This window comes from Aestuariirhabdus sp. LZHN29 (assembly GCF_049985285.1).
Taxonomy (GTDB): domain Bacteria; phylum Pseudomonadota; class Gammaproteobacteria; order Pseudomonadales; family Aestuariirhabdaceae; genus Aestuariirhabdus.
Window position 1 is genome coordinate 284,090 of the sequence record NZ_JBNIEU010000003.1, and the last position, 19,823, is coordinate 303,912.

Sequence of the window (19,823 nt, forward strand, 5' to 3'; positions counted from 1 at the left end):
CAAGCTTGCTACTCAACAAGCCTGGGCCCATGCTTGATTTAGAGCGAATTGCCCCCATTGTCAGAGGGTGAGCTTTATAACGTTACCTGCGTGAAAAACCTGAGGTTAACGTTTTTTGAACTAACGAACGCTGGCGGGGTCTATCCGCTGGTATTGGCAAAAGATGCTGCGGGTAGCGGCGCACAGCCAGGTGGTCAGTGGGGGAGATGAGTGATCCAGCAACAGGATGAAGATCAGCAATTGGTGGCCCGCGTACAGCAGGGCGACAAGCGCGCGTTTGATCTTCTGGTTATTAAATATCAGCACAAAATCCTGGGTTTGGTGAGCCGCTATGTGTTCGATCATCAGGAGGTGCAGGATGTTACCCAGGAGGCATTTATCAAAGCCTACCGGGCGCTGGGAAAATTTCGCGGCGAAAGCGCGTTCTATACCTGGCTTTACCGCATCGCTATCAATACCGCCAAAAACTATCTGGTATCCCGCAGTCGCAGGCCGCCAGATACCGATGTCGATGCGGATGATGCGGAATATTTCGAAGGGCGCAATCCCCTGCGGGAGCTGGAAAATCCCGAGAATCGGTTGCTTACCAATGAAGTTGAAGAGACTATAAAGCGAGCGATTTCCGGTCTTCCGGAGGACCTTAAAACGGCGCTTACCCTGCGTGAGTTTGAGGGCTTAAGTTATGAAGAGATCGCGGATGTTATGCAGTGCCCGGTGGGCACCGTGCGCTCACGGATTTTCCGCGCGCGGGATGCGATCGACCGGGAGATCAAGCCACTGCTGCGGTGAGGTACGGTTTACGTGAAAATGAATACCCTTATAACAATTCAGGGAACTGGCAGGCCCCTTTGGGGTCAATGTTAAAGAGCAAGTGCACACCGGAGTAGGGATCAACCGGATGGGCTGGTACTAATAACGAAGTTTGAGGTGTTTAATGAGTTCGGATCAACGTTTGCGGGAATCGCTGTCGGCGGTGTGGGATTGCGAGGCTAACGAGCTTGAACTGCATCGGGTATTGGCAGAGGTGCACCAGGATTCGGAACTGCGAGATACAGCCCACCGCTACAAGTTGCTGGGCTCCGTGTTAAAGCAGGAGGCGGTATCCCATGTGTCGATTGATCTTTCGGCATCTATTCGCGATGCGATTGCCGAAGAAACGCCCCACGGCGGTATCGAGAGTGGAAAACGCTATGCACGCTGGATCGGTGGGGTTGGGCGCGTAGCAATCGCAGCCAGCGTCACCGTGGCCGTATTGTTCGGTATGCAGACCTACAATTACAGCGTTAACTCTGCATCAAGCCTGGATTCAGACATCGCACAGGCCCCGGCGGTTATTCATCAATCGGGGGTGGTTCAGTTGACCAACCGTATGGGGGCAAGCAGTCTGCCAGCCGGATTTGACGAGGCGGTGAACGTGCCGACGGCAGCCAAGATTGAGCAGGCCCGCAAGTACGCCGACGCGATCTCTCAGCAGCGCCTGAAGACCTATATGTTGCAACATGCTGAAAATAGCGCCCTGGGTCAGTATCAGGGGATGCTGCCTTTCGCCCGTCTGGTCAATGCTGAAAGTCGTTGATGCGAGACTACTGGTGATTACTCGATCTATAGCCATCGTATGGGTACTCTTGAGTTCTTTGGCGTCAAGCGCCCTGCTGGCGGATAACCACGACAAGAGCAAAATCTGGTTGAGTGCGATGAACGAGGCCTACCGTACCCTCAGTTTTCGCGGCAACCTCGTGTTCCAAAACTCCCAGGGGCTCAACACCCTTTCTATCGTGCGTGATCTTAGCGGTGAACAGCACCGTGCGCGCATGGTCTACCTCGACGGGTCCTATCGGGAGGTCGTTCGAGAAGGCGAGTTGGTGACCTTTCTCAATACGGATCAGGTGCTTCGCTTCGAGCACGATGACACCACGGTCACTCCCGAGCAGTTGCTGGAACGCTTTAGCGCCCTGGGAGACTCTTATCGAAGTGAATTTGTCGGCAGGGATCGGGTGGCTGGTCGAGCGGCTATTCTGGTCAATGTAGTGCCGGGCGATCGCCACCGCTATGGCTATCAGCTATGGCTCGATGAGCAGACCGGATTGTTGTTAAAGTCATTGATGGTGGATGACAAGGGCGCGGTGTTGGAGCGGATGCAGTTTGTCTCTCTGCAGGTGGTTACTGCCATTAAGCCTGAGGAGTTGCGCCTCTCCATTGAGCTGGAACAGGTGCCTGAGGCGCTGGTGACTACTCACCGTATAGAGTCCCGCCTGGAGTTTGATGAAACCGATCGTCCGCTGAATTGGCAGGTGGGTTGGGTGCCCGAGGGCTTTTCCCTGACCAAGCGCGATGAGCGCCGCAGCCCGGTGGGGAAGCATCCTGTCGACTCGCAGATGTATTCCGACGGCCTTGCCAGTTTTTCGTTGTTTGTTGAGCTCGATGAGGAAAATCTGCTCAGCGAGGCTACCGATAGCAATGGTGCCACTACCGCGATCTCCCGGGTTTTTCGTGACCAGCAAGATCTTTACATGGTGACGGTGGTGGGTGAGATCCCGCTGGGTACCGCCGAACGCATCGCGGTATCCATCGCGCCCGCACAGAGGTAGGACGATGGTGGAGGAGCGAGGAGTCGCGGTAGCGGTAGAATCCGGCGCAATCTGGGTTGAAACCCGTCGTCAGTCCAGTTGCGGTCAATGTAGCGCGAAGGCTATGTGCGGCCAGGAGCTGCTGAATAAGCTGGGCCGTACACAGAACTGCAACCTCGTGCGTGCGCTTAATGACTATCCTGTGCGGGTCGGTGATACGGTGACCATCGCCATCCCCGAGCAAGTGATTATCAAGGGGGCGCTGTTGGTGTATCTGGTGCCCCTGTTGTTGATGTTGTTTGCACTGGTCTTGTGCGAATGGCTGCAACTAAGCGAAGGTTGGGTCATGTTGGGATCACTGGCCGGCTTGCTGGGCGGTTTTGGGGTTGTTGCCCTGCGTAGCCGCATGCTGCAGGGCTCGGGAGCGGTTCAACCGCGGGTAGTCCATGTAGGTTTGATGTCGACCGGGCCCTGATAGCAGGCGGTTGGGGTTCAGGAAATTAAGTATCTCTAAGGGTAATCAGGAGTGACAATGAATCGATATCGTTCATCGTTGTGGCGCTGCGTCGCTGTGATCGTCGCGTTGGCATGGTTTTCACAGGCCCGGGCCGCGCAGCTGCCGGAATTTACACAGCTGGTCAAACAGGCGTCTCCGGCAGTGGTTAATATCAGCACCGTGCAGGGTGCAAAAGAAGCAAAGCCGATCATGGGGCCTAACGGGCAACCGTTGCCGGATATTTTTCAGGAATTTTTTGGGCGCCCCCATCCGCGCGCAGAAGGGGGGCAGCCACGTCCGCAGTCGCTGGGATCTGGATTCATTATCTCCAAGGATGGTTACATCCTCACCAATAATCATGTGGTAGACGGTGCGAGCCAGGTGATCGTGCGCCTGAGTGATCGTCGTGAGCTTGAGGCTACGGTCATCGGCGCCGATGAGCGCTCCGATCTGGCGTTACTGAAGATCGATGCAGAGGGACTTCCCGTGGTCAAAATTGGCCATTCTGCGGATCTTGAGCCGGGACAGTGGGTGGTTGCTATCGGATCCCCCTTTGGCTTCGACTATTCGGTCACCGCAGGCATTATCAGTGCGCTGGGGCGAAGCTTGCCCAGCGAAAATTATGTGCCTTTTATTCAGACCGATGTTGCGATCAATCCGGGCAATTCCGGTGGCCCGCTGTTTAATCTGGATGGCGAGGTGATCGGCATAAACTCCCAGATCTTCACCCGCTCCGGTGGCTTTATGGGGCTCTCCTTTGCGATACCGATGGATGTGGCGATGCGGGTGTCGGACCAGCTCAAGGAGCAAGGTTATGTTTCCCGAGGCTGGCTGGGTGTCGTCATCCAGGATGTGAACAAGGACTTGGCGGAGTCTTTCGGGTTGGAAAAGGCTGCAGGCGCCTTGGTGGCCCAGGTGATGCCCGATGGCCCTGGAGACCGCTCGGGCCTGCGCGATGGAGATGTTATTCTTCGCTTTGGCGACAAGAAGATCAACCTGTCATCCGACCTTCCCCATGCTGTGGGAGCGACGCCCCCGGGAGATACCGTCAAGGTGAAGCTGGTTCGTGACAGCAAGCAGATCACGCTGGATGTTACGGTGGGTGAGCTGCCTACCGATCAACGTCAGGCGATGGCGCCGGCTGAGTCGGCCAAGAAGGCTAATCGACTGGGGGTCAAGGTTGTGGCGTTGACCGACGATCAAAAGCGGGAGCTGGAGGTTGGCAATGGGGTGGTGGTGAGCGAAGTGATCGGCGGGCCTGCGCGGACTATTGGTCTCAGGCCCGGAGATGTAATTTCCGATGTGAATAGCCAGGCGGTGGAGTCACCCAGGCAGTTCAGCGCCTTGATCGCAGAGCTTCCATCGGACCGTTCCATCGCCATGCGCATTATTCGCCGTGGTCGTCCTGGATATATCACGTTTAAGCTGCCGCAATAAGCGATAAGCAGACGGGCGTTTTGCGCCCGTCAACGGCCCCGGCTTATCGGTATGCCATCCATAGCGGACAGGGGGGATATGGGGTACACTTGCGCCCTGTTTTTCAGGGGACTCATGGCGGGTCTCCGGCGCTTACCCCACCAAGGCGGTGGCGCTGGTTCAAAATGCGATTTCAGGCTGTCGTTAACCCTTCATCCCGCGCGCTGATTGACGTTGCCAAAACTCGTACTTCGATTCCTGCTTTCTAGTGATACATTGTGACCGACCTTTCTCATATCCGTAATTTCTCCATCATCGCCCATATTGATCACGGCAAATCGACCATTGCCGACCGATTCATTCAACTCTGCGGTGGACTTTCCAATCGTGAAATGGCCGCGCAGGTGCTCGACTCAATGGACATTGAGCGAGAGCGTGGTATCACCATCAAGGCGCAGAGCGTGACCCTCAACTATGAGGCCCGTGACGGTAAAACCTACCAGCTTAATTTTATTGATACCCCCGGACATGTGGATTTTTCTTACGAGGTTTCCCGCTCGTTGGCCGCGTGCGAGGGTGCCCTGTTGGTAGTAGACGCCGGGCAGGGTGTGGAAGCGCAGTCAGTTGCCAACTGCTACACCGCGATTGAGCAAGGTCTGGAGGTGGTCCCCGTTCTCAATAAGATGGACTTGCCCCAAGCCGAACCCGAGCGGGTCGCCCAGGAGATCGAAGAGATCATCGGCCTGGACGCGACAGACGCCGTGCGCTGTAGTGCGAAAAGCGGCTTGGGGGTTGAGGATGTGCTGGAGCGCCTGGTGGCGGAGGTTCCTCCCCCCAAAGGTGATGTGGACGCACCCCTACAGGCTTTGATTATCGATTCCTGGTTTGACAACTACCTGGGCATTGTCTCCCTTGTGCGGGTGGTTCAGGGTTCTTTGCGCAAGGGCGAAAAGATGTTGGTCAAGTCTACCGGCAATTCTCATGTGGTGGACGGGGTTGGTATCTTTACCCCCAAGCGCAAGGAGATCGGTGTCTTGCGGGCGGGAGAAGTGGGGTATGTGATTGCCGGCATCAAGGACATTAAAGGGGCTCCGGTCGGCGATACCTTGACGCACCAGAAAACACCTGATGTGGAGATGCTTCCGGGGTTTCAGCAGGTTAAACCCCAAGTTTATGCCGGTTTGTTTACGGTCAGCTCGGACGACTACGAGTCGTTTCGTGATGCCTTGGGCAAGTTGACCCTGAACGATGCTTCGCTGTTTTATGAACCCGAAAGCTCCGACGCTCTGGGCTTTGGCTTCCGTTGCGGTTTCCTCGGGATGTTGCATATGGAGATCATTCAGGAGCGTCTGGAGCGAGAGTACAACCTCGACCTGATTACCACTGCGCCAACGGTTATGTTTGAGGTGGTGCTGCGTGATGGGACGGTGGCGTTGGTGGATAATCCCTCCAAATTACCGGATCCCGCCTCGATCGAAGAGATGCGCGAGCCGATCGTCGTAGCCAATATCCTGGTGCCCAAAGAGCATTTGGGTAACGTGATCACCCTTTGTATTGAAAAGCGGGGTACCCAGAAAGACCTTCAGTTCACCGGAGGGCAGGTATCCCTGACTTACGAGCTGCCGATGAATGAAGTGGTGCTTGATTTTTTCGATCGTCTAAAATCGGTCAGTCGGGGCTTTGCTTCGCTCGATTACAGCTTTGATCGTTTTCAGGCAGCGCGTCTGGTTCGCCTCGATGTACTAATCAATAGTGAAAAGGTCGATGCCCTGGCCTTGATCGTGCACAAGGATAATGCCCATGGCAAAGGTCGGGTGTTGACCGAGAAGATGAAAGAGCTAATTCCGCGTCAGATGTTCGATGTAGCCATTCAGGCGGCGATCGGTGGGCAGATCGTTGCACGTCAAACCGTCAAGGCGCTGCGTAAAAACGTAACGGCCAAATGTTACGGCGGCGATGTTAGTCGTAAACGAAAGCTGCTCGAAAAGCAGAAAGCGGGTAAGAAACGCATGAAGCAGGTGGGTCGTGTGGAGATCCCACAGGAAGCCTTCCTTGCGGTACTTAAGGTGGACAGTTAAATATGGATATCAATTTTCCGCTGATCTTGGTTATTTTGGTTGCGGTGACAGGGTTGGTGACGCTGCTTGACCGCATGACCCTGGCTCCAGCGCGCCGCACAAAAGCATTGGCCCAGTGTGAAGCCAATGGCCAGATAGAGCTGGCGAACGAGGTGGTGTTGGCTGAAATGAGCAAGGAGCCGGGCTGGGTTGAAACCTGTCGCTCGGTGTTCCCGGTACTGTTGGCAGTACTGGTTTTGCGTTCTTTTCTCTATGAGCCGTTCCAGATTCCTTCGGGTTCTATGAAGCCAACCCTGGAAATTGGCGATTTTATTCTAGTGAATAAATTCAATTATGGGATTCGATTGCCGGTACTGGATACCAAGGTGATCAGTGTCGGCGACCCTCAACGAGGCGATGTGATGGTGTTTCGCGAGCCGCGTAATCCCAGTATCAACTTTATCAAGCGGGTGATTGGCCTACCCGGAGACCGGATTCGCTATCAGGGTAAGACGGTATTGGTCAATGGTCAGCCCCTCGACAAGCGCTTTGTGGCCCGTTTTGAACAAAGCGGCATACCCTACAGCGTGATGGAGGAGTCCCACGGGGATCACCAGTACAGTACTCGTGAAGACGTGACGCCACCTGATCCGCGTACCCAGCGTGAGTGGGTGGTTCCCGAAGGGCACTATTTTATGATGGGTGATAACCGGGATCACAGTAACGATAGTCGTTATTGGGGTTTTGTTCCTGAAGCGAATATAGTAGGTGAAGCGGTCGCTATCTGGATGCACTGGCCGCAGTGGGGAGAGCTCCCCAGCTTCAGGAATAATGGGTCGATCAGGTAGTTGCAGGAGGGATGATGAAATTTTCCAAAACACAGCGGGGTATGAGCAGTTCGGGCTGGATGGCGACACTGGCCATTGGTGGCATGGTGCTGCTGCTGGTGTTCAAGATGGTGCCTTATTATATGGACGATGCGGCGATCGGCCAGCTCCTTGAAAATATATCGAACCGCCAGAACATCGAGGAAGCGAGCGTACGCGAAATAGAAAGTTTCATCAGTAAAGGTATGCAGACCAACTCGATTCGCGACTTCGATAACGACACGATTGAGGTGTACGAAGCCGACGGGTATATGAAGGTCGATATAGTGTATGAGAAAAGGGTAAATATCATCGGTAATGTCGATGTGGTGATGAGTTTCAAACACAACTGGCAAGTAGCGAATCAGTGAAAACCCGATTAGATAAGCTATCGCGTAAGCTGGGTTACAGCTTTGTCGATGAGCAGCTTGCACTGCTTGCACTGACCCATCGCAGCTACGCATCCAGCAATAATGAACGCCTGGAGTTTTTGGGTGACTCGATCGTCAACTTCACTATTGCCGAAGCGCTGTTCAGCAAGTTCCCCCAGGCGAAAGAGGGGCAGTTGAGCCGGCTACGCGCGCGCCTGGTTAAGGGGCAGACTCTGGCCGAGTTGGCGCGGGAGTTTGAGTTAGGTGATTATCTGCGCTTGGGTTCCGGCGAACTCAAAAGTGGCGGCTATCGCCGGGAATCAATTCTGGCGGATACCGTTGAGGCGCTAATCGGCGCAATCTATCTGGACCGGGGAATGGATTGTTGTCGTGAGCGAATTCTCGCTTGGTACCGTTCACGGTTGGATGCGCTATCGCTCGAGGATACCCAGAAGGACCCCAAAACCCGTCTGCAGGAGTTGCTGCAGGCACGGCAAGCAGCGCTGCCTCTTTATGAAGTGCTTAATGTTGAGGGGGAAGCTCACGCGCAAACCTTCAGGGTCCAGTGCGAAGTAGAACTGCTTAGCAAAAAATGCGAAGGCACGGGTAACAGTCGACGGGGAGCGGAACAGCAAGCGGCCCGCCTGGTATTGAAAGAACTGGGGGCTGACCATGAGTGAAAGTAGCGAACTGCGTTGTGGCTTTATTGCGTTGGTGGGAAGACCCAACGTAGGCAAGTCGACGCTGCTAAACCGAGTGCTTGGGCAGAAACTCAGTATAACCTCTCGCCGTCCGCAAACCACGAGACACCAGATTCAGGGCATAAAAACCGAAAATGGTGTACAGGCGATCTATGTCGACACCCCCGGGATGCACAAGGGCGAGCAAAAAGCGATTAACCGCTATATGAATCGCGCCGCGAGTACCGCCATCAAGGATGTCGATCTGGTGGTATTTTTGGTCGATCGTATGCGCTGGACCGACGAAGACCAGATGGTGTTGGAGCGCATTCGTCACAGTCGTTGCCCGGTCATATTGGCCGTCAATAAAGTGGACCGAATCGAAAATAAGCAGGAGTTGATGCCGCATCTGCAGGAGTTATCGGAGCAGCATACCTTTGCCGAGATTATACCGATCTCTGCTCAGTCGGGCCGCAATGTAGATCTGCTGGAAAATGCGGTTAGCCGCCTGCTTCCACCGGGTGACCATTTTTACGATGAGGATCAGCTCACCGACCGCAGCTCGCGTTTTCTTGCCGCTGAGCTGGTGCGCGAGAAAATCATGCGCCAGCTGGGTGATGAGTTGCCCTACCAGATGACGGTGGAGATAGAGGAGTTTCGCCAGCATGAAGCGGTTTTGCATATTAGTGCGCTGATCCTGGTGGAAAAAGCTGGGCAGAAAGCGATCGTTATCGGCGATAAGGGCTCGCGCCTGAAAGTCATCGGCCGTGAAGCGCGATTGGATATGGAACAGCTGTTCGATGCAAAAGTGATGTTAAACCTCTGGGTTAAAGTAAAAGGCGGCTGGTCTGACGATGAGCGAGCATTACGTAGCCTGGGTTATAACGACACCTGATCGGCGGTTTACAGATGGTCGCCGCGCACCAGATTAGCCTCGCCAATGCCTACCTGATTCATAGTCGTCCCTATCGTGAAACCAGCCTGATTGCGGAGCTGCTGACCCAGGAGCAGGGCAGGGTTAGTGTGCTTTTTAAAGGCGTACGAGGAGGTAAGGCGCGCCATAAGGGGGTGTTACAACCCTTCGGGCGCTTGCTGGTGAACTGGCAAGGGCGACATGAGTTAAAGACGGGTACCGATGTCGAGGCCGCCGAGGTTCGCTTTATACTGCAGGGGCATTACCTGTTCAGTGCACTGTACGCCAACGAGTTATTGCTGCGCCTGCTGCAACCTCATGATCCCCACCCGGAGCTGTTTCACCTTTACGAGCTGTTTTTACAGTCGCTCGCTGGAAACGCTGCGCTTGAGCCGACATTAAGGAGCTTTGAGTTGCAGCTGCTCGAACTGTTAGGCTATGGGTTACCACTGGACGTTGAGGCGGCCACGGGCGATCCGCTTGAGGCCGATCGGTGGTATCAATATGATGCTCAGGCTGGATTTTATCCGGTTTTACCGGGCTCTGGGTCGGTGCTTCAGTGCTACAGTGGTGAAATGCTTCTGGCGCTGGCTCAGGGGCAGCTCGACACCCCCGACCAGTTAAGGGCGGCCAAGCGACTTATGCGTCTTGCCCTGGCGCCGCTGCTGGGTGACCGACCGTTGCGCAGTCGGGATCTATTTGGTTAACCACACAGTGCCCGACCCCGACTTTTATTTGAACGATGGGTCTATCTACATAAAGGAGTTCCACATGCTGTCCAAGAATCGTCTGCTATTGGGTGTGAATATCGACCACGTAGCAACCCTGCGTCAGGTGCGTGGGACAGGTTATCCCGATCCGGTGCAGGCGGCAATCGAGGCCGAGCAGGCCGGTGCTGACGGTATCACAGTGCACCTGCGGGAAGACCGCCGCCATATACAGGATCGGGATCTTCAGATGTTGGGAGAGATTTTGCAAACGCGCATGAATCTTGAAATGGCCGTAACGGACGAAATGCTGGCCATCGCCCGGAAAGTCTCTCCTGCCCATGTATGCCTTGTTCCTGAGAAACGTGAAGAGCTCACTACCGAGGGTGGATTGGACGTCATCTCCCAGGAGGAGCGTATACGGGCTGCCTGCGATTCACTGGGCGAGCAGGGAATCCAGGTATCATTGTTTATTGACGCGGATCCAGAACAAATAGCCGCTGCAGTACGTTGCGGGGCTCCCGCGATTGAAATTCATACTGGAGCCTACGCAGACGCCAGGGCAGCGGATATGGATGTCGAATTAAAGCGAGTGATTGAAGGAGCCCGCTTTGCACTCGAACAAGGACTGATCGTGAACGCCGGCCACGGCCTCAATTACGATAATGTTGAAGCGGTCGCCGTCATCTCGGGCCTGAATGAATTGAATATTGGTCACAGTATTATTGCTCGGGCGCTGTTTACCGGACTGGGTCCGGCTGTCGTTGAGATGAAGCGGGTTATGCTCGAAGCCCAGCGGTTCTCGCTTTCGAATCGTTAACGGAGGTCAAGGTTATGGTCGTTGGCATTGGCACCGATATAGTACGCATTGATCGAATCGAACGTTCGCTGCAAAAGTTTGGTACAGGGTTCGCTGAGCGTGTGCTCACGCCTGCAGAACTGGAGGAGTTTAACAAAGCCAATAAGCCAGCCACCTTTCTTGCCAAGCGTTTTGCGGTTAAAGAGGCCGCGTCCAAGGCCTTGGGAACCGGTATTGGTGACGGGGTCTCATTTCAACATATATACGTTGAACACGATGCTCTTGGCGCTCCGCTGCTGCGGCTATGCGAGCGGGCTAAAGAGATCGCTGCCGGGCGCGGGGCAACCGACTATCTGGTGACCCTGTCAGATGAGAAGGACTATGTAGTAGCCTTTGTGGTGTTGTCCACTCGTTGCTGATGCCATTGGATTAAGGCGTCGATTTGCCGCAGTAACTCCTCGCAGGGGGGGCGTAGTAACTCGATGCTGTCTGTGTGGCTGTTGAGCTTCAGTCCCGACTCCATTTCGTGGCAGGCCTGGCGTAAGAGAGGCACGCCGCAGTAGCGGGTCGCGCCGTGCAGCTTGTGTACCGTCTCCAGCAGTTCCGGCAATTGTCCCTGGCTATACTGCTGCTCAATCTGTTGTCGGTCCTGGGGCAAGTTATCCAGTAGCATCTGCAACATCTCTTCGGCTAGATCCTCTTTGCCTGCTGCCAGCCGAATGCCCTCTTGCAGGTCGATTAACCGTGATGGGGGCTGCTCCGGTTGTGAGCCCCGCGATGATTCCGCCATATTGGGCAGCTGCAGTTTGATTCCGGTCCACTTCCGTATCATCTGCTGTAGTTGCGGTTCGCTAATGGGTTTGCTCATATAGTCGTCCATTCCGGCCAGCAGTAGAGCCTTTTTTTCTGCAGCCAGGGCGTGGGCGGTCAAAGCAACGACAGGGGTGCGATGCTCCGCTAGCTCGATATCGCGAATACGTCGTGTGGTATCCAAACCATCCATTTCAGGCATCTGCACATCCATAAAAATAAGGTCGAAGCGGTATTGGCGTACTTTAACGATCGCCTGTTGCCCGCTATCAACGGCGGTTACCTCGACCCCCATGCCCTCAAGTAGCACGCTGACCAGCTTAAGGTTGGCGGCATTGTCATCCACCGCAAGAATATGGGGCGCACGGGTGACCAGTTCTGCGCGCCGAGTTTCGCTGGTAGTGGCCTGTGCCGGCTCCTCAACGGTTCCGAGAATCCACTCTACCGCTTTGTGCAGGCGGGACTTTACCATGGGTTTAACCATGGTTAATGCGCGGGAGGTGGTGTTCAGGATGCGGTTGACCTCATACTCCTTGTTGGTGTCGACCAGTATAAGAAATGCACTCTGGGGCGCCCAGGGTAGCGCTAACAGTTGCCGCAGGCTGCTGGTTGGCAGGTGCTGCTCGTTGTGGCTGAGTACGACCAGGTCGTAGGGAGGCATTCCCGTATCGGTTTGCAGGGCGTTGAGCTGTTGCTCGGATTCCACCGTCGTGAGTTGCAGGTGCATCGCGTTCAGCAGGTGACCACTGGCCTGGCGGGCTAGTTCCTGGGTTTCGAGCAGCAAAGCGCTCTGCTGTGGATAGCGCAGGCTGGGCGTCTTGTCGATACGCTCACTGGATAAGGGTACGTTGATAGTAAACCAAAATGTGGAGCCCTCGCCTTGCTCGCTCTCCAGTCCAATATCTCCACCCATCTGCTGCGCCAGGCGTTTGGATATCACCAGCCCCAACCCCGTGCCGCCTATGCGGCGTGTGGTGGACGTATCGGCCTGGGTAAAAGCCTTGAATAACTCCTTTTGCTGATCGCGAGAAAGACCAATACCGGTGTCGGTAACGCTGATCTTTATAACGGCGGTTTGTTCGCGCTGCTCCTCAAGCATGGCACGTACCGTTATAGAGCCCTGATTGGTGAACTTGATCGCATTGCTGACCAGATTCGTGAGGATCTGTTTGATGCGCAGGGGATCCCCGACGAGATGGGTAGGGGTGTCGGAGTATATCAGGGGGACCAGCTCTAACTGCTTTTCGTGGGCCGATGGGGCAAGGATATTGAGAACCTCATCGACGGTGTCCCCAAGATTCATGGGGATGCTCTCCAGCTCCAGTTTACCGGCTTCAATCTTGGAGAAATCGAGAACATCGTTGATGATCGCCAGTAGCCCTTCCGATGAGCTTTGAATGGTCTGCAGGTACTCCCGTTGACGGTCGTTCAGGCTGGAGCGCAACAGTAGGTTGGTGAAGCCGATAATGCCGTTGAGAGGCGTTCGGATTTCGTGGCTCATATTCGCAAGAAACTCCGATTTTATGCGGCTGGCCTCTAGTGCCTCCTTGCGAGCCATGTCGAGCTCAATGTTTTGGATCTCGATGGTTTCGAGGGTTTCCTGCAGGTCCCGTGTTGATTGCTCGATGTTTTGTTGCATCTCCTCGTGGGCTTGTTGCAGGGAGGAGACCATGGCATTGATCCCTGATTCCAGAGTGCGCAACTCGCCACCGGTGTCCGTATTGATTCGAGTGTCGAGGTTGCCGTTTCGAATATGGGTGACGGCGTTGGAGATCTTTTGTAGCGGACGGGTAATATGCCCACCAATGCGCAGGGCCAGGAAAATGTTAAGCAGCACCCCGACGATGATCAATACGCCACTGCCAAGCAGCGTCTGGTACTGTTTGATCTCTGTGTTGGCGGTTGAGAACTCAATTTCGTGCCACCCTGCCGGCGCCAATAGAGCGGTGCCGTTAATGCTGTTTGATGCAGTAGGCGGGTAAATGGGCGTGATGATGCGAAGCGAACTCTCTCCGTACAGGATTTGCTGCTGACTGCCAAGCGGGCTGGCTTGGGTGTTGACCGCTAGCATGCCGGGACCTGAGTGGATAATCCGGTTCCCGGCAGCGTCATATAGGCTAACGGCACGAACGTCACTTTTTTCCAGCGCGGAGTTGGCGATCTCTTGCAGCTGGGTGGTTTCGTCATCACGGTAACCGAAGCCGACTGTGGCGGTGAACTGTTCCGAAATCGTCTGGCTGCGTTCAAACAGAAGGTTGTCCAGGTCCTTAAGGCGGGTCAGGGTAAAAAAAACGCCCAACATAAGGGTAATCGAAAGCGTGGGCAGCAATGCCATCGCTAATACGCGCTGTTTGATGCCACTATTTTTGCCGGCCAGGAACATCGGTTTTTTTACCCTTCGTACGAGAAAGCTGGTTGGTTCAGAATTCTATTTAGAGAATAAAATAGATCCAATTGATATTCTTATAAATATATAGGTTTTGAGTATTTATGGTGCTTCCAGAAATCACAGTATCATGAGCTCCGTTTTGAGCGAAACTGTCAATTGGTGACTTCGTTCGGTCGATCCGGTCCATTCCCGAAAATGTCGAACAGATAACTGGCAGGAGAGTAGTAAGATGGAGTATCCAACTATTGAGCAGTTAATTGGAGACACGCCGCTGGTGCGCTTGCAGCGCTTACCCGGGAATACCAGCAACAGGGTATTAGTTAAGCTGGAAGGTAACAACCCGGCTGGGTCCGTCAAGGATCGCCCAGCTCTGGGCATGATCCAGCAGGCCGAGGCGCGGGGAGATATTCGGCCGGGAGATACCCTGATTGAGGCCACCAGCGGCAATACCGGCATCGCCCTGGCGATGGCCGCAGCCATTAAAGGGTACCGTATGGTGCTGATCATGCCCGACAACATGAGCGCCGAGCGCCGCTCGGCGATGACGGCCTATGGTGCCGAGCTGCTGTCGGTCACCAAAGAGCAGGGGATGGAGGGTGCCCGGGACCTCGCGTTGGCGATGCAGCAGCGAGGAGAGGGTCGGGTATTGGATCAGTTTGGCAACTTCGATAATCCCGGCGCCCACTATCGGGCTACAGGGCCGGAGATTTGGCACCAGACTGGAGGCGAGATCACCCATTTTGTTAGCTCAATGGGAACCACTGGCACGATCATGGGGGTGTCTAAGTATCTCAAGGAACAAAATCCGGCGGTCGAAATTGTTGGTTTGCAACCTCGGGAAGGTGCTTCTATCCCGGGTATTCGGCGTTGGCCCAAAGCCTACCTGCCCGCTATTTTTAACTCGGAACGGGTCGATCGCGTGATCGACATGGGGCAGGACGATGCGGAGCGTACGATGCGTGCCCTGGCCCAGCAGGAGGGGATCTTCTGTGGGGTTTCCTCAGGAGGGTCGGTAGCTGCTGCCCTGCAGCTATCAAAGGAGGTTGAGAACGCCACCATCGTAGCGATCATCTGCGATCGAGGGGACCGGTATCTATCGACCGGGGTGTTTTCGGGCGCAGCATCTTGATTCTTTGCCAAGGGAGTTACTCACAGGCTCCCTAAACCGGTAGATATCACGTAAAATCGGTCGTTTTAGCCAGCGATCCTAGGGTCGCGACCACCGATGGGGTGATTGTGAAGTTTTTCCAGCAACCGGGGCGAGCCCGGCAGCGGCCGCAAAAGCCGATAGCAGTGACGGTTGAGGGCATGACCCATGACCTTCGAGGTATCGCTCGGCACGAGGGCAAACCCCTTTTTATTGATAACGCCCTTCCCGGGGAGCGAGTGATGGTCCGGGTTGATCGCACCCATGGTCGATATCTCGAGGGGTACGCGGCTCGGATTGATGAAGCTTCCAGTGAGCGTCGAATACCCCGCTGCGAGCATTCTGAGCGCTGCGGTGGTTGTTCGTTGCAGTATCTCGATGAGTTGGCACAACCTGGGCATAAGCAGCAGGCGGTACTGGATCAGCTGGAACGAATCGCCCGCTTGAAACCCCAGCGTGTCGAACCTCCGCTCACCTCACCTGCTTTTGGTTACCGCACCCGTGCTCGCCTGGCGGTCTATTTTCACCGCAAACAGAAACAGTTATTGGTTGGTTTTCGTGAAGCTCGTAGCCGGCAAGTGATTCACCTGAACCAATGCCCGGTATTGGCTCCCGAGCTGGAGTCTTTGATTCAGCCCCTGCAACAGCTGTTATTGGAGATGGATGCAAGAGACCGAGTGTCTCATCTCGAACTTTTGCAGGGTGAGGACGGGCCCGCAGTATTGTTCCGGCACCTGCAGGAGCTGTCAGGAGAAGACCTGCACCGTCTGCAACGGTTTGCAGAAAACCACCTGCAGCAACTCTATCTGCAACCCGGTGACAGTGCTTCTGTGCACTGCTTTTGGCAGCGAGGGGAGGATAGCCAGTTGCGCTATTCGCTACCCCGTTATTCGCTATCATTGGCTTATCAACCGCTGGACTTCACTCAGGTCAATCCTGTGGTAAACGAGGCGATGGTTACCCAGGCGATGGCATGGCTGGCTCCCCAGCCAGGCGAGCTCGTACTGGATCTGTTCTGTGGCTTGGGCAATTTTTCCCTTCCTGCCGCCAAGGGTGGTGCTAACGTTATTGGCGTGGAGGGCAGTGCTGCAATGGTGCAGCGTGCACTGGAAAATGCACGGACTGCGGGGGTAGACGATATCTCTTTCCACGCCCTGGACCTGACCCAGCCCGGTCAGTTGCAGGCTATCTGTGAGCCCGGGGTAGATAAGGTTATTCTTGATCCACCCCGTGCCGGTGCGACAGAGGTGGTGGCAGAAATTTGCCAGCTTGGCCCGGGAAGCATACTCTATGTTTCCTGCGACCCGGCCACTTTGGCGCGAGATGCAGCTCAGCTCAGGGATCGCGGATACAGCCTTGAGCGCCTGTGCACAATGGACATGTTTCCCCAAACCGGACATATCGAATCAATGGCACTTTTTGTGCGATCCGGACACTAACCGTTAGCTTCGCATTTCATCGACCCCATTGCGGGAACTTGCAAACACGGACGTATAATGAAGACGCATTATGGTTAAAGTTAGAGAAGATCATCCTATCCATGAAGATGGTTCCGTCAATATCGACGCCTGGTTGGCGCGTATTGGCCGCGATAAAAATATACGTGATATTGAGCTGATCACCGCGGCGTGCCAAATGTCCTGCGATGCCGCAATGCAGGGGGGCGACCGTCACGATCACTGGCAGGATAGTGACCCTTACCGCATCGGATTGGAGATGGCGGAGATATTGGCAGAGTTAAACCTGGATCAGGAGTCACTGATTGCGGCGATATTGTATCGCGCAGTTCGGGAGGAGAAACTGACCCTGGATCAGGTTGAGCAGCGCTTCGGTACAACGGTGGAAAAACTGATTCGCGGTGTACTGGGTATGGCGGCGATTAGTGCTATCCAGACCCCCGGGCGAGGCTCCGTGCTGGGGCAAGAGCAGGGACAGCTGGAAAACGTGCGCAAGATGCTGGTCTCGATCATCGATGATGTTCGCGTGGCGCTGATTAAACTCGCCGAGCGAACCTGTGCCATTCGAGCGGTAAAGAATCTCGATAAGGACAAACGCTTAAGGCTTGCGCGAGAGGTATTCGAGATCTATGCCCCGCTAGCCCATCGCCTCGGGATTGGTCACATCAAGTGGGAGCTTGAGGACCTGTCCTTTCGTTACCTGAAACCCCAGGACTACAAAAAAATTGCCAAACTGCTGGATGAGCGCCGCCTTGATCGCCAGCAATATATCGACGACGTCATGCGACAGCTGAAAGAGTCCTTGGCTGAGGTGGGGATCGATGCGGAGATCAGCGGTCGGGCCAAACACATCTACAGCATCTGGAGAAAAATGCGTCGTAAGGGGATCGATTTTCGTGACGTCTACGATATTCGAGCCGTGCGGGTGCTGGTTCCACAGCTGCGGGATTGTTACGGGGCGCTGGGTATCGTTCACTCGTTGTGGAGCCATATCCCTCGGGAATTCGATGACTATATAGCGACTCCCAAGGAGAACGGTTATCGATCCTTGCACACAGCCGTGGTCGGTGCAGGGGGAAAAACCCTTGAGGTGCAGATCCGCACCCATGAGATGCACGAAGAGGCAGAGCTGGGTGTATGTGCTCATTGGCGCTACAAGGGTACGGACACCAAGACCACAACGGGTAGCTACGAAGAGAAGATTGCCTGGCTACGGCAGGTCATGGAGTGGCACGAGGATATCGGCGATCTCGACAGTTTGGCCGGGCAGTTGCGTAGCGACATAGAATCGGACCGAATCTATGTATTTACCAAAAATGGCCATGTGGTTGACCTGTCGGTAGGGTCGACCCCGATCGATTTTGCCTACCGTGTGCATACCGAAGTAGGGCATACCTGCAGGGGAGCCAAGGTGGGAGGGCGTATTGTTCCGCTTACCTATACCCTGAAAACCGGCGATCAGGTGGAGGTGCTAACCGCTAAGGGGGGAACCCCCAGCCGGGATTGGCTAAACCCAAACCTTGGCTATGTCACCACGGCCCGAGCGCGCTCCAAGATTATGCACTGGTTTAAGGAGCAGGACCGGGATCAGAATGAGACGGCTGGCCGCCACCAGATAGAACACGAACTCAAGCGCCTGGCGCTGGTGGGTGTTGATTTCGATACACTGGCTCCTGAGTTGAACTATAAGACCGAGGCAGATATGTTCGCGGCAGTCGGTGCGGGGGACTTGCGCCTGGCCCATGTGATTCACGCCGCCCAGCGACAGGTGGGTTACGATGATGAGAAACAGTTTGAGCTGCAACTACGCGCGCCCAAGGCAAAGGTATCCGATGGGGATATTCGTATTCGTGGCGTGGGCAACCTGTTGACCCAAATGGCCGGGTGTTGTCATCCGTTACCGGGAGATCCGATCATCGGTTATATCACCCTGGGTAGAGGGGTGACTATTCACCGGCAGGATTGCCAGCAAGCGCTGTTGTTGCAGGAGAGGGAGTCCAACCGTCTTATTGAAGTCGACTGGGGGGCGCAGCCTGAAAATACCTACGCGGTTAATATTGAGTTGCTAGCTTATGATCGTCCGGGTCTGATTCGCGATATTACGGTGGTGCTGGCGAACGAGAAAGTAAATGTCATTGCGCTCAATACGGCGTCAGATACGAGGGATAACATGGCGCGGATGACCCTGACTATCGAGATCGATGGGCTGGATTCGCTGTCGATGGTGTTGGCTCGAATTAATCAACTACCCAACGTGATTGAAGCATCACGTAGCCGACGGAGTTAGAGGTGTCCAGCTACCGTTTGGAGGATCTTTTGCTGTTGATGGAGCGCCTGCGTGACCCGCAAACAGGTTGCCCCTGGGACCTCCAGCAGACGTTCGCAACCATTGTTCCCTTTACTTTAGAGGAAGCCTACGAAGTCGCCGATGCTATTCGCCGTGACGATTACCCCCATTTGATGGATGAGTTGGGTGACCTTCTGTTTCAGGTGATTTTTTACGCTCAGCTGGGTAAGGAGCAGCAACTTTTTGAGATGGCAGACATCCTCGACAATCTTGTCGCCAAGCTGATTCGTCGCCATCCCCACGTATTTCCAGACGGCACCCTGAACTCCCGCCGAGGTCTCGAACAGGTTATTTCCGACAAGGAGATTAAAGCGACCTGGGAACGTATCAAACGCCAGGAGCGCGCGGCCAAAGCGGGTGCTGATGACGCGAGGGAGGCAGGTCGATGGCTCGACGATATTCCCCTCAGCCTACCGGCGCTCAAACGCGGACAGAAGATACAAAAGAGAGCTTCGCTGGCGGGGTTCGATTGGGACTGCCCTCAACCTGTACTGGGAAAAATCCGCGAAGAGGTGGATGAGCTGGATCACGCTCTTGCCCACGAAAGCAACGCGGCGGCGCTCGAAGAGCTGGGAGACCTGATGTTTGCCTGCGTAAACCTGGCCAGGCATCTAGGCAGTGATGCTGAAACCTTAATGTCGCAAGCCAACGATAAGTTTCAACGTCGGTTTGAGGGAGTAGAAAGGCATCTTGTTAGCAAGGGTGGCTCCTTACAGGCCGCGAGTCTTGAGGAGATGGAAACTCTATGGCAGAGGGTGAAAGAGGCTGAGAAAGCGGTTGATTGATCAGTTTTTAAACGTT

Annotated in this window: 18 protein-coding genes; 17 read left to right on the forward strand and 1 reads right to left on the reverse strand. The window is 54.9% G+C overall.

Annotation, left to right across the window (positions count from 1 at the left end):
• The first annotated feature begins 210 nt into the window (after positions 1–210).
• The 13 genes from rpoE to acpS all read left to right on the forward strand — a co-directional run bounded on the left by rpoE (position 211) and on the right by acpS (position 11,291).
• Positions 211–789: an RNA polymerase sigma factor RpoE gene (gene rpoE / locus ACP3PW_RS13685; protein ID WP_426417289.1), complete on the forward strand. Its 579-nt coding sequence runs from the start codon at positions 211–213 to the stop codon at positions 787–789.
• Positions 790–934: 145 nt separating this feature from the next.
• The gene (locus tag ACP3PW_RS13690) at positions 935–1,576 is read left to right on the forward strand and encodes a sigma-E factor negative regulatory protein (protein WP_426417290.1); all 642 of its coding nucleotides are present in this window, start codon (positions 935–937) and stop codon (positions 1,574–1,576) included.
• A 13-nt stretch (positions 1,577–1,589) separates the two neighbouring features.
• Positions 1,590–2,588 (forward strand): MucB/RseB C-terminal domain-containing protein, encoded by a 999-nt coding sequence (locus ACP3PW_RS13695; protein ID WP_426417291.1) that lies wholly within the window; start codon positions 1,590–1,592, stop codon positions 2,586–2,588.
• 4 nt (positions 2,589–2,592) lie between these two features.
• Positions 2,593–3,042 (forward strand): SoxR reducing system RseC family protein, encoded by a 450-nt coding sequence (locus ACP3PW_RS13700; protein ID WP_426417292.1) that lies wholly within the window; start codon positions 2,593–2,595, stop codon positions 3,040–3,042.
• Positions 3,043–3,099: 57 nt separating this feature from the next.
• Positions 3,100–4,500 (forward strand): DegQ family serine endoprotease, encoded by a 1,401-nt coding sequence (locus ACP3PW_RS13705; protein WP_426417293.1) that lies wholly within the window; start codon positions 3,100–3,102, stop codon positions 4,498–4,500.
• 257 nt (positions 4,501–4,757) lie between these two features.
• A complete protein-coding gene (gene lepA, locus ACP3PW_RS13710) occupies positions 4,758–6,557 on the forward strand; it encodes a translation elongation factor 4 (RefSeq protein ID WP_426417294.1) in 1,800 nt (599 codons plus the stop codon).
• Between the two features lie 8 nt (positions 6,558–6,565).
• Entirely contained in the window at positions 6,566–7,384 is an 819-nt protein-coding gene (gene lepB, locus ACP3PW_RS13715) for a signal peptidase I (RefSeq protein WP_426417386.1), read from the forward strand.
• A gap of 14 nt (positions 7,385–7,398) precedes the next feature.
• Positions 7,399–7,773, forward strand: a complete 375-nt coding sequence (locus tag ACP3PW_RS13720; RefSeq protein ID WP_426417295.1) for a DUF4845 domain-containing protein — start codon at positions 7,399–7,401, stop codon at positions 7,771–7,773.
• Positions 7,770–8,453, forward strand: coding sequence for a ribonuclease III (rnc, locus tag ACP3PW_RS13725; protein WP_426417296.1), 684 nt, complete (start codon positions 7,770–7,772; stop codon positions 8,451–8,453). Before ACP3PW_RS13720 ends, rnc begins: the two co-directional genes overlap by 4 nt.
• On the forward strand, positions 8,446–9,348 hold the full coding sequence (gene era / locus ACP3PW_RS13730; protein ID WP_426417297.1) for a GTPase Era: 903 nt from the start codon (positions 8,446–8,448) through the stop codon (positions 9,346–9,348). Before rnc ends, era begins: the two co-directional genes overlap by 8 nt.
• A 14-nt stretch (positions 9,349–9,362) precedes the next feature.
• Positions 9,363–10,073, forward strand: a complete 711-nt coding sequence (gene recO / locus ACP3PW_RS13735; RefSeq protein WP_426417298.1) for a DNA repair protein RecO — start codon at positions 9,363–9,365, stop codon at positions 10,071–10,073.
• 64 nt (positions 10,074–10,137) lie between these two features.
• Positions 10,138–10,893 (forward strand): pyridoxine 5'-phosphate synthase, encoded by a 756-nt coding sequence (pdxJ, locus tag ACP3PW_RS13740; protein ID WP_426417299.1) that lies wholly within the window; start codon positions 10,138–10,140, stop codon positions 10,891–10,893.
• Positions 10,894–10,907: 14 nt separating this feature from the next.
• Positions 10,908–11,291 (forward strand): holo-ACP synthase, encoded by a 384-nt coding sequence (gene acpS / locus ACP3PW_RS13745; RefSeq protein ID WP_426417300.1) that lies wholly within the window; start codon positions 10,908–10,910, stop codon positions 11,289–11,291.
• Here the strand turns inward: acpS and ACP3PW_RS13750 are convergent.
• The gene (locus ACP3PW_RS13750; RefSeq protein ID WP_426417301.1) at positions 11,252–14,065 is read right to left on the reverse strand and encodes an ATP-binding protein; all 2,814 of its coding nucleotides are present in this window, start codon (positions 14,063–14,065) and stop codon (positions 11,252–11,254) included. The two genes, acpS and ACP3PW_RS13750, sit on opposite strands and share 40 nt — an antisense overlap.
• A gap of 235 nt (positions 14,066–14,300) precedes the next feature.
• Between ACP3PW_RS13750 and cysM the strand changes: the two genes are divergently transcribed.
• The 4 genes from cysM to mazG all read left to right on the forward strand — a co-directional run bounded on the left by cysM (position 14,301) and on the right by mazG (position 19,807).
• The gene (cysM, locus tag ACP3PW_RS13755; protein ID WP_426417302.1) at positions 14,301–15,200 is read left to right on the forward strand and encodes a cysteine synthase CysM; all 900 of its coding nucleotides are present in this window, start codon (positions 14,301–14,303) and stop codon (positions 15,198–15,200) included.
• Positions 15,201–15,307: 107 nt separating this feature from the next.
• Positions 15,308–16,657: a 23S rRNA (uracil(1939)-C(5))-methyltransferase RlmD gene (gene rlmD / locus ACP3PW_RS13760; RefSeq protein WP_426417303.1), complete on the forward strand. Its 1,350-nt coding sequence runs from the start codon at positions 15,308–15,310 to the stop codon at positions 16,655–16,657.
• Between the two features lie 70 nt (positions 16,658–16,727).
• Entirely contained in the window at positions 16,728–18,962 is a 2,235-nt protein-coding gene (gene relA / locus ACP3PW_RS13765; protein WP_426417304.1) for a GTP diphosphokinase, read from the forward strand.
• 2 nt (positions 18,963–18,964) lie between these two features.
• Complete coding sequence (mazG, locus tag ACP3PW_RS13770; RefSeq protein WP_426417305.1) at positions 18,965–19,807, forward strand: nucleoside triphosphate pyrophosphohydrolase; 843 nt, start codon at positions 18,965–18,967, stop codon at positions 19,805–19,807.
• Positions 19,808–19,823 lie beyond the last annotated feature (16 nt).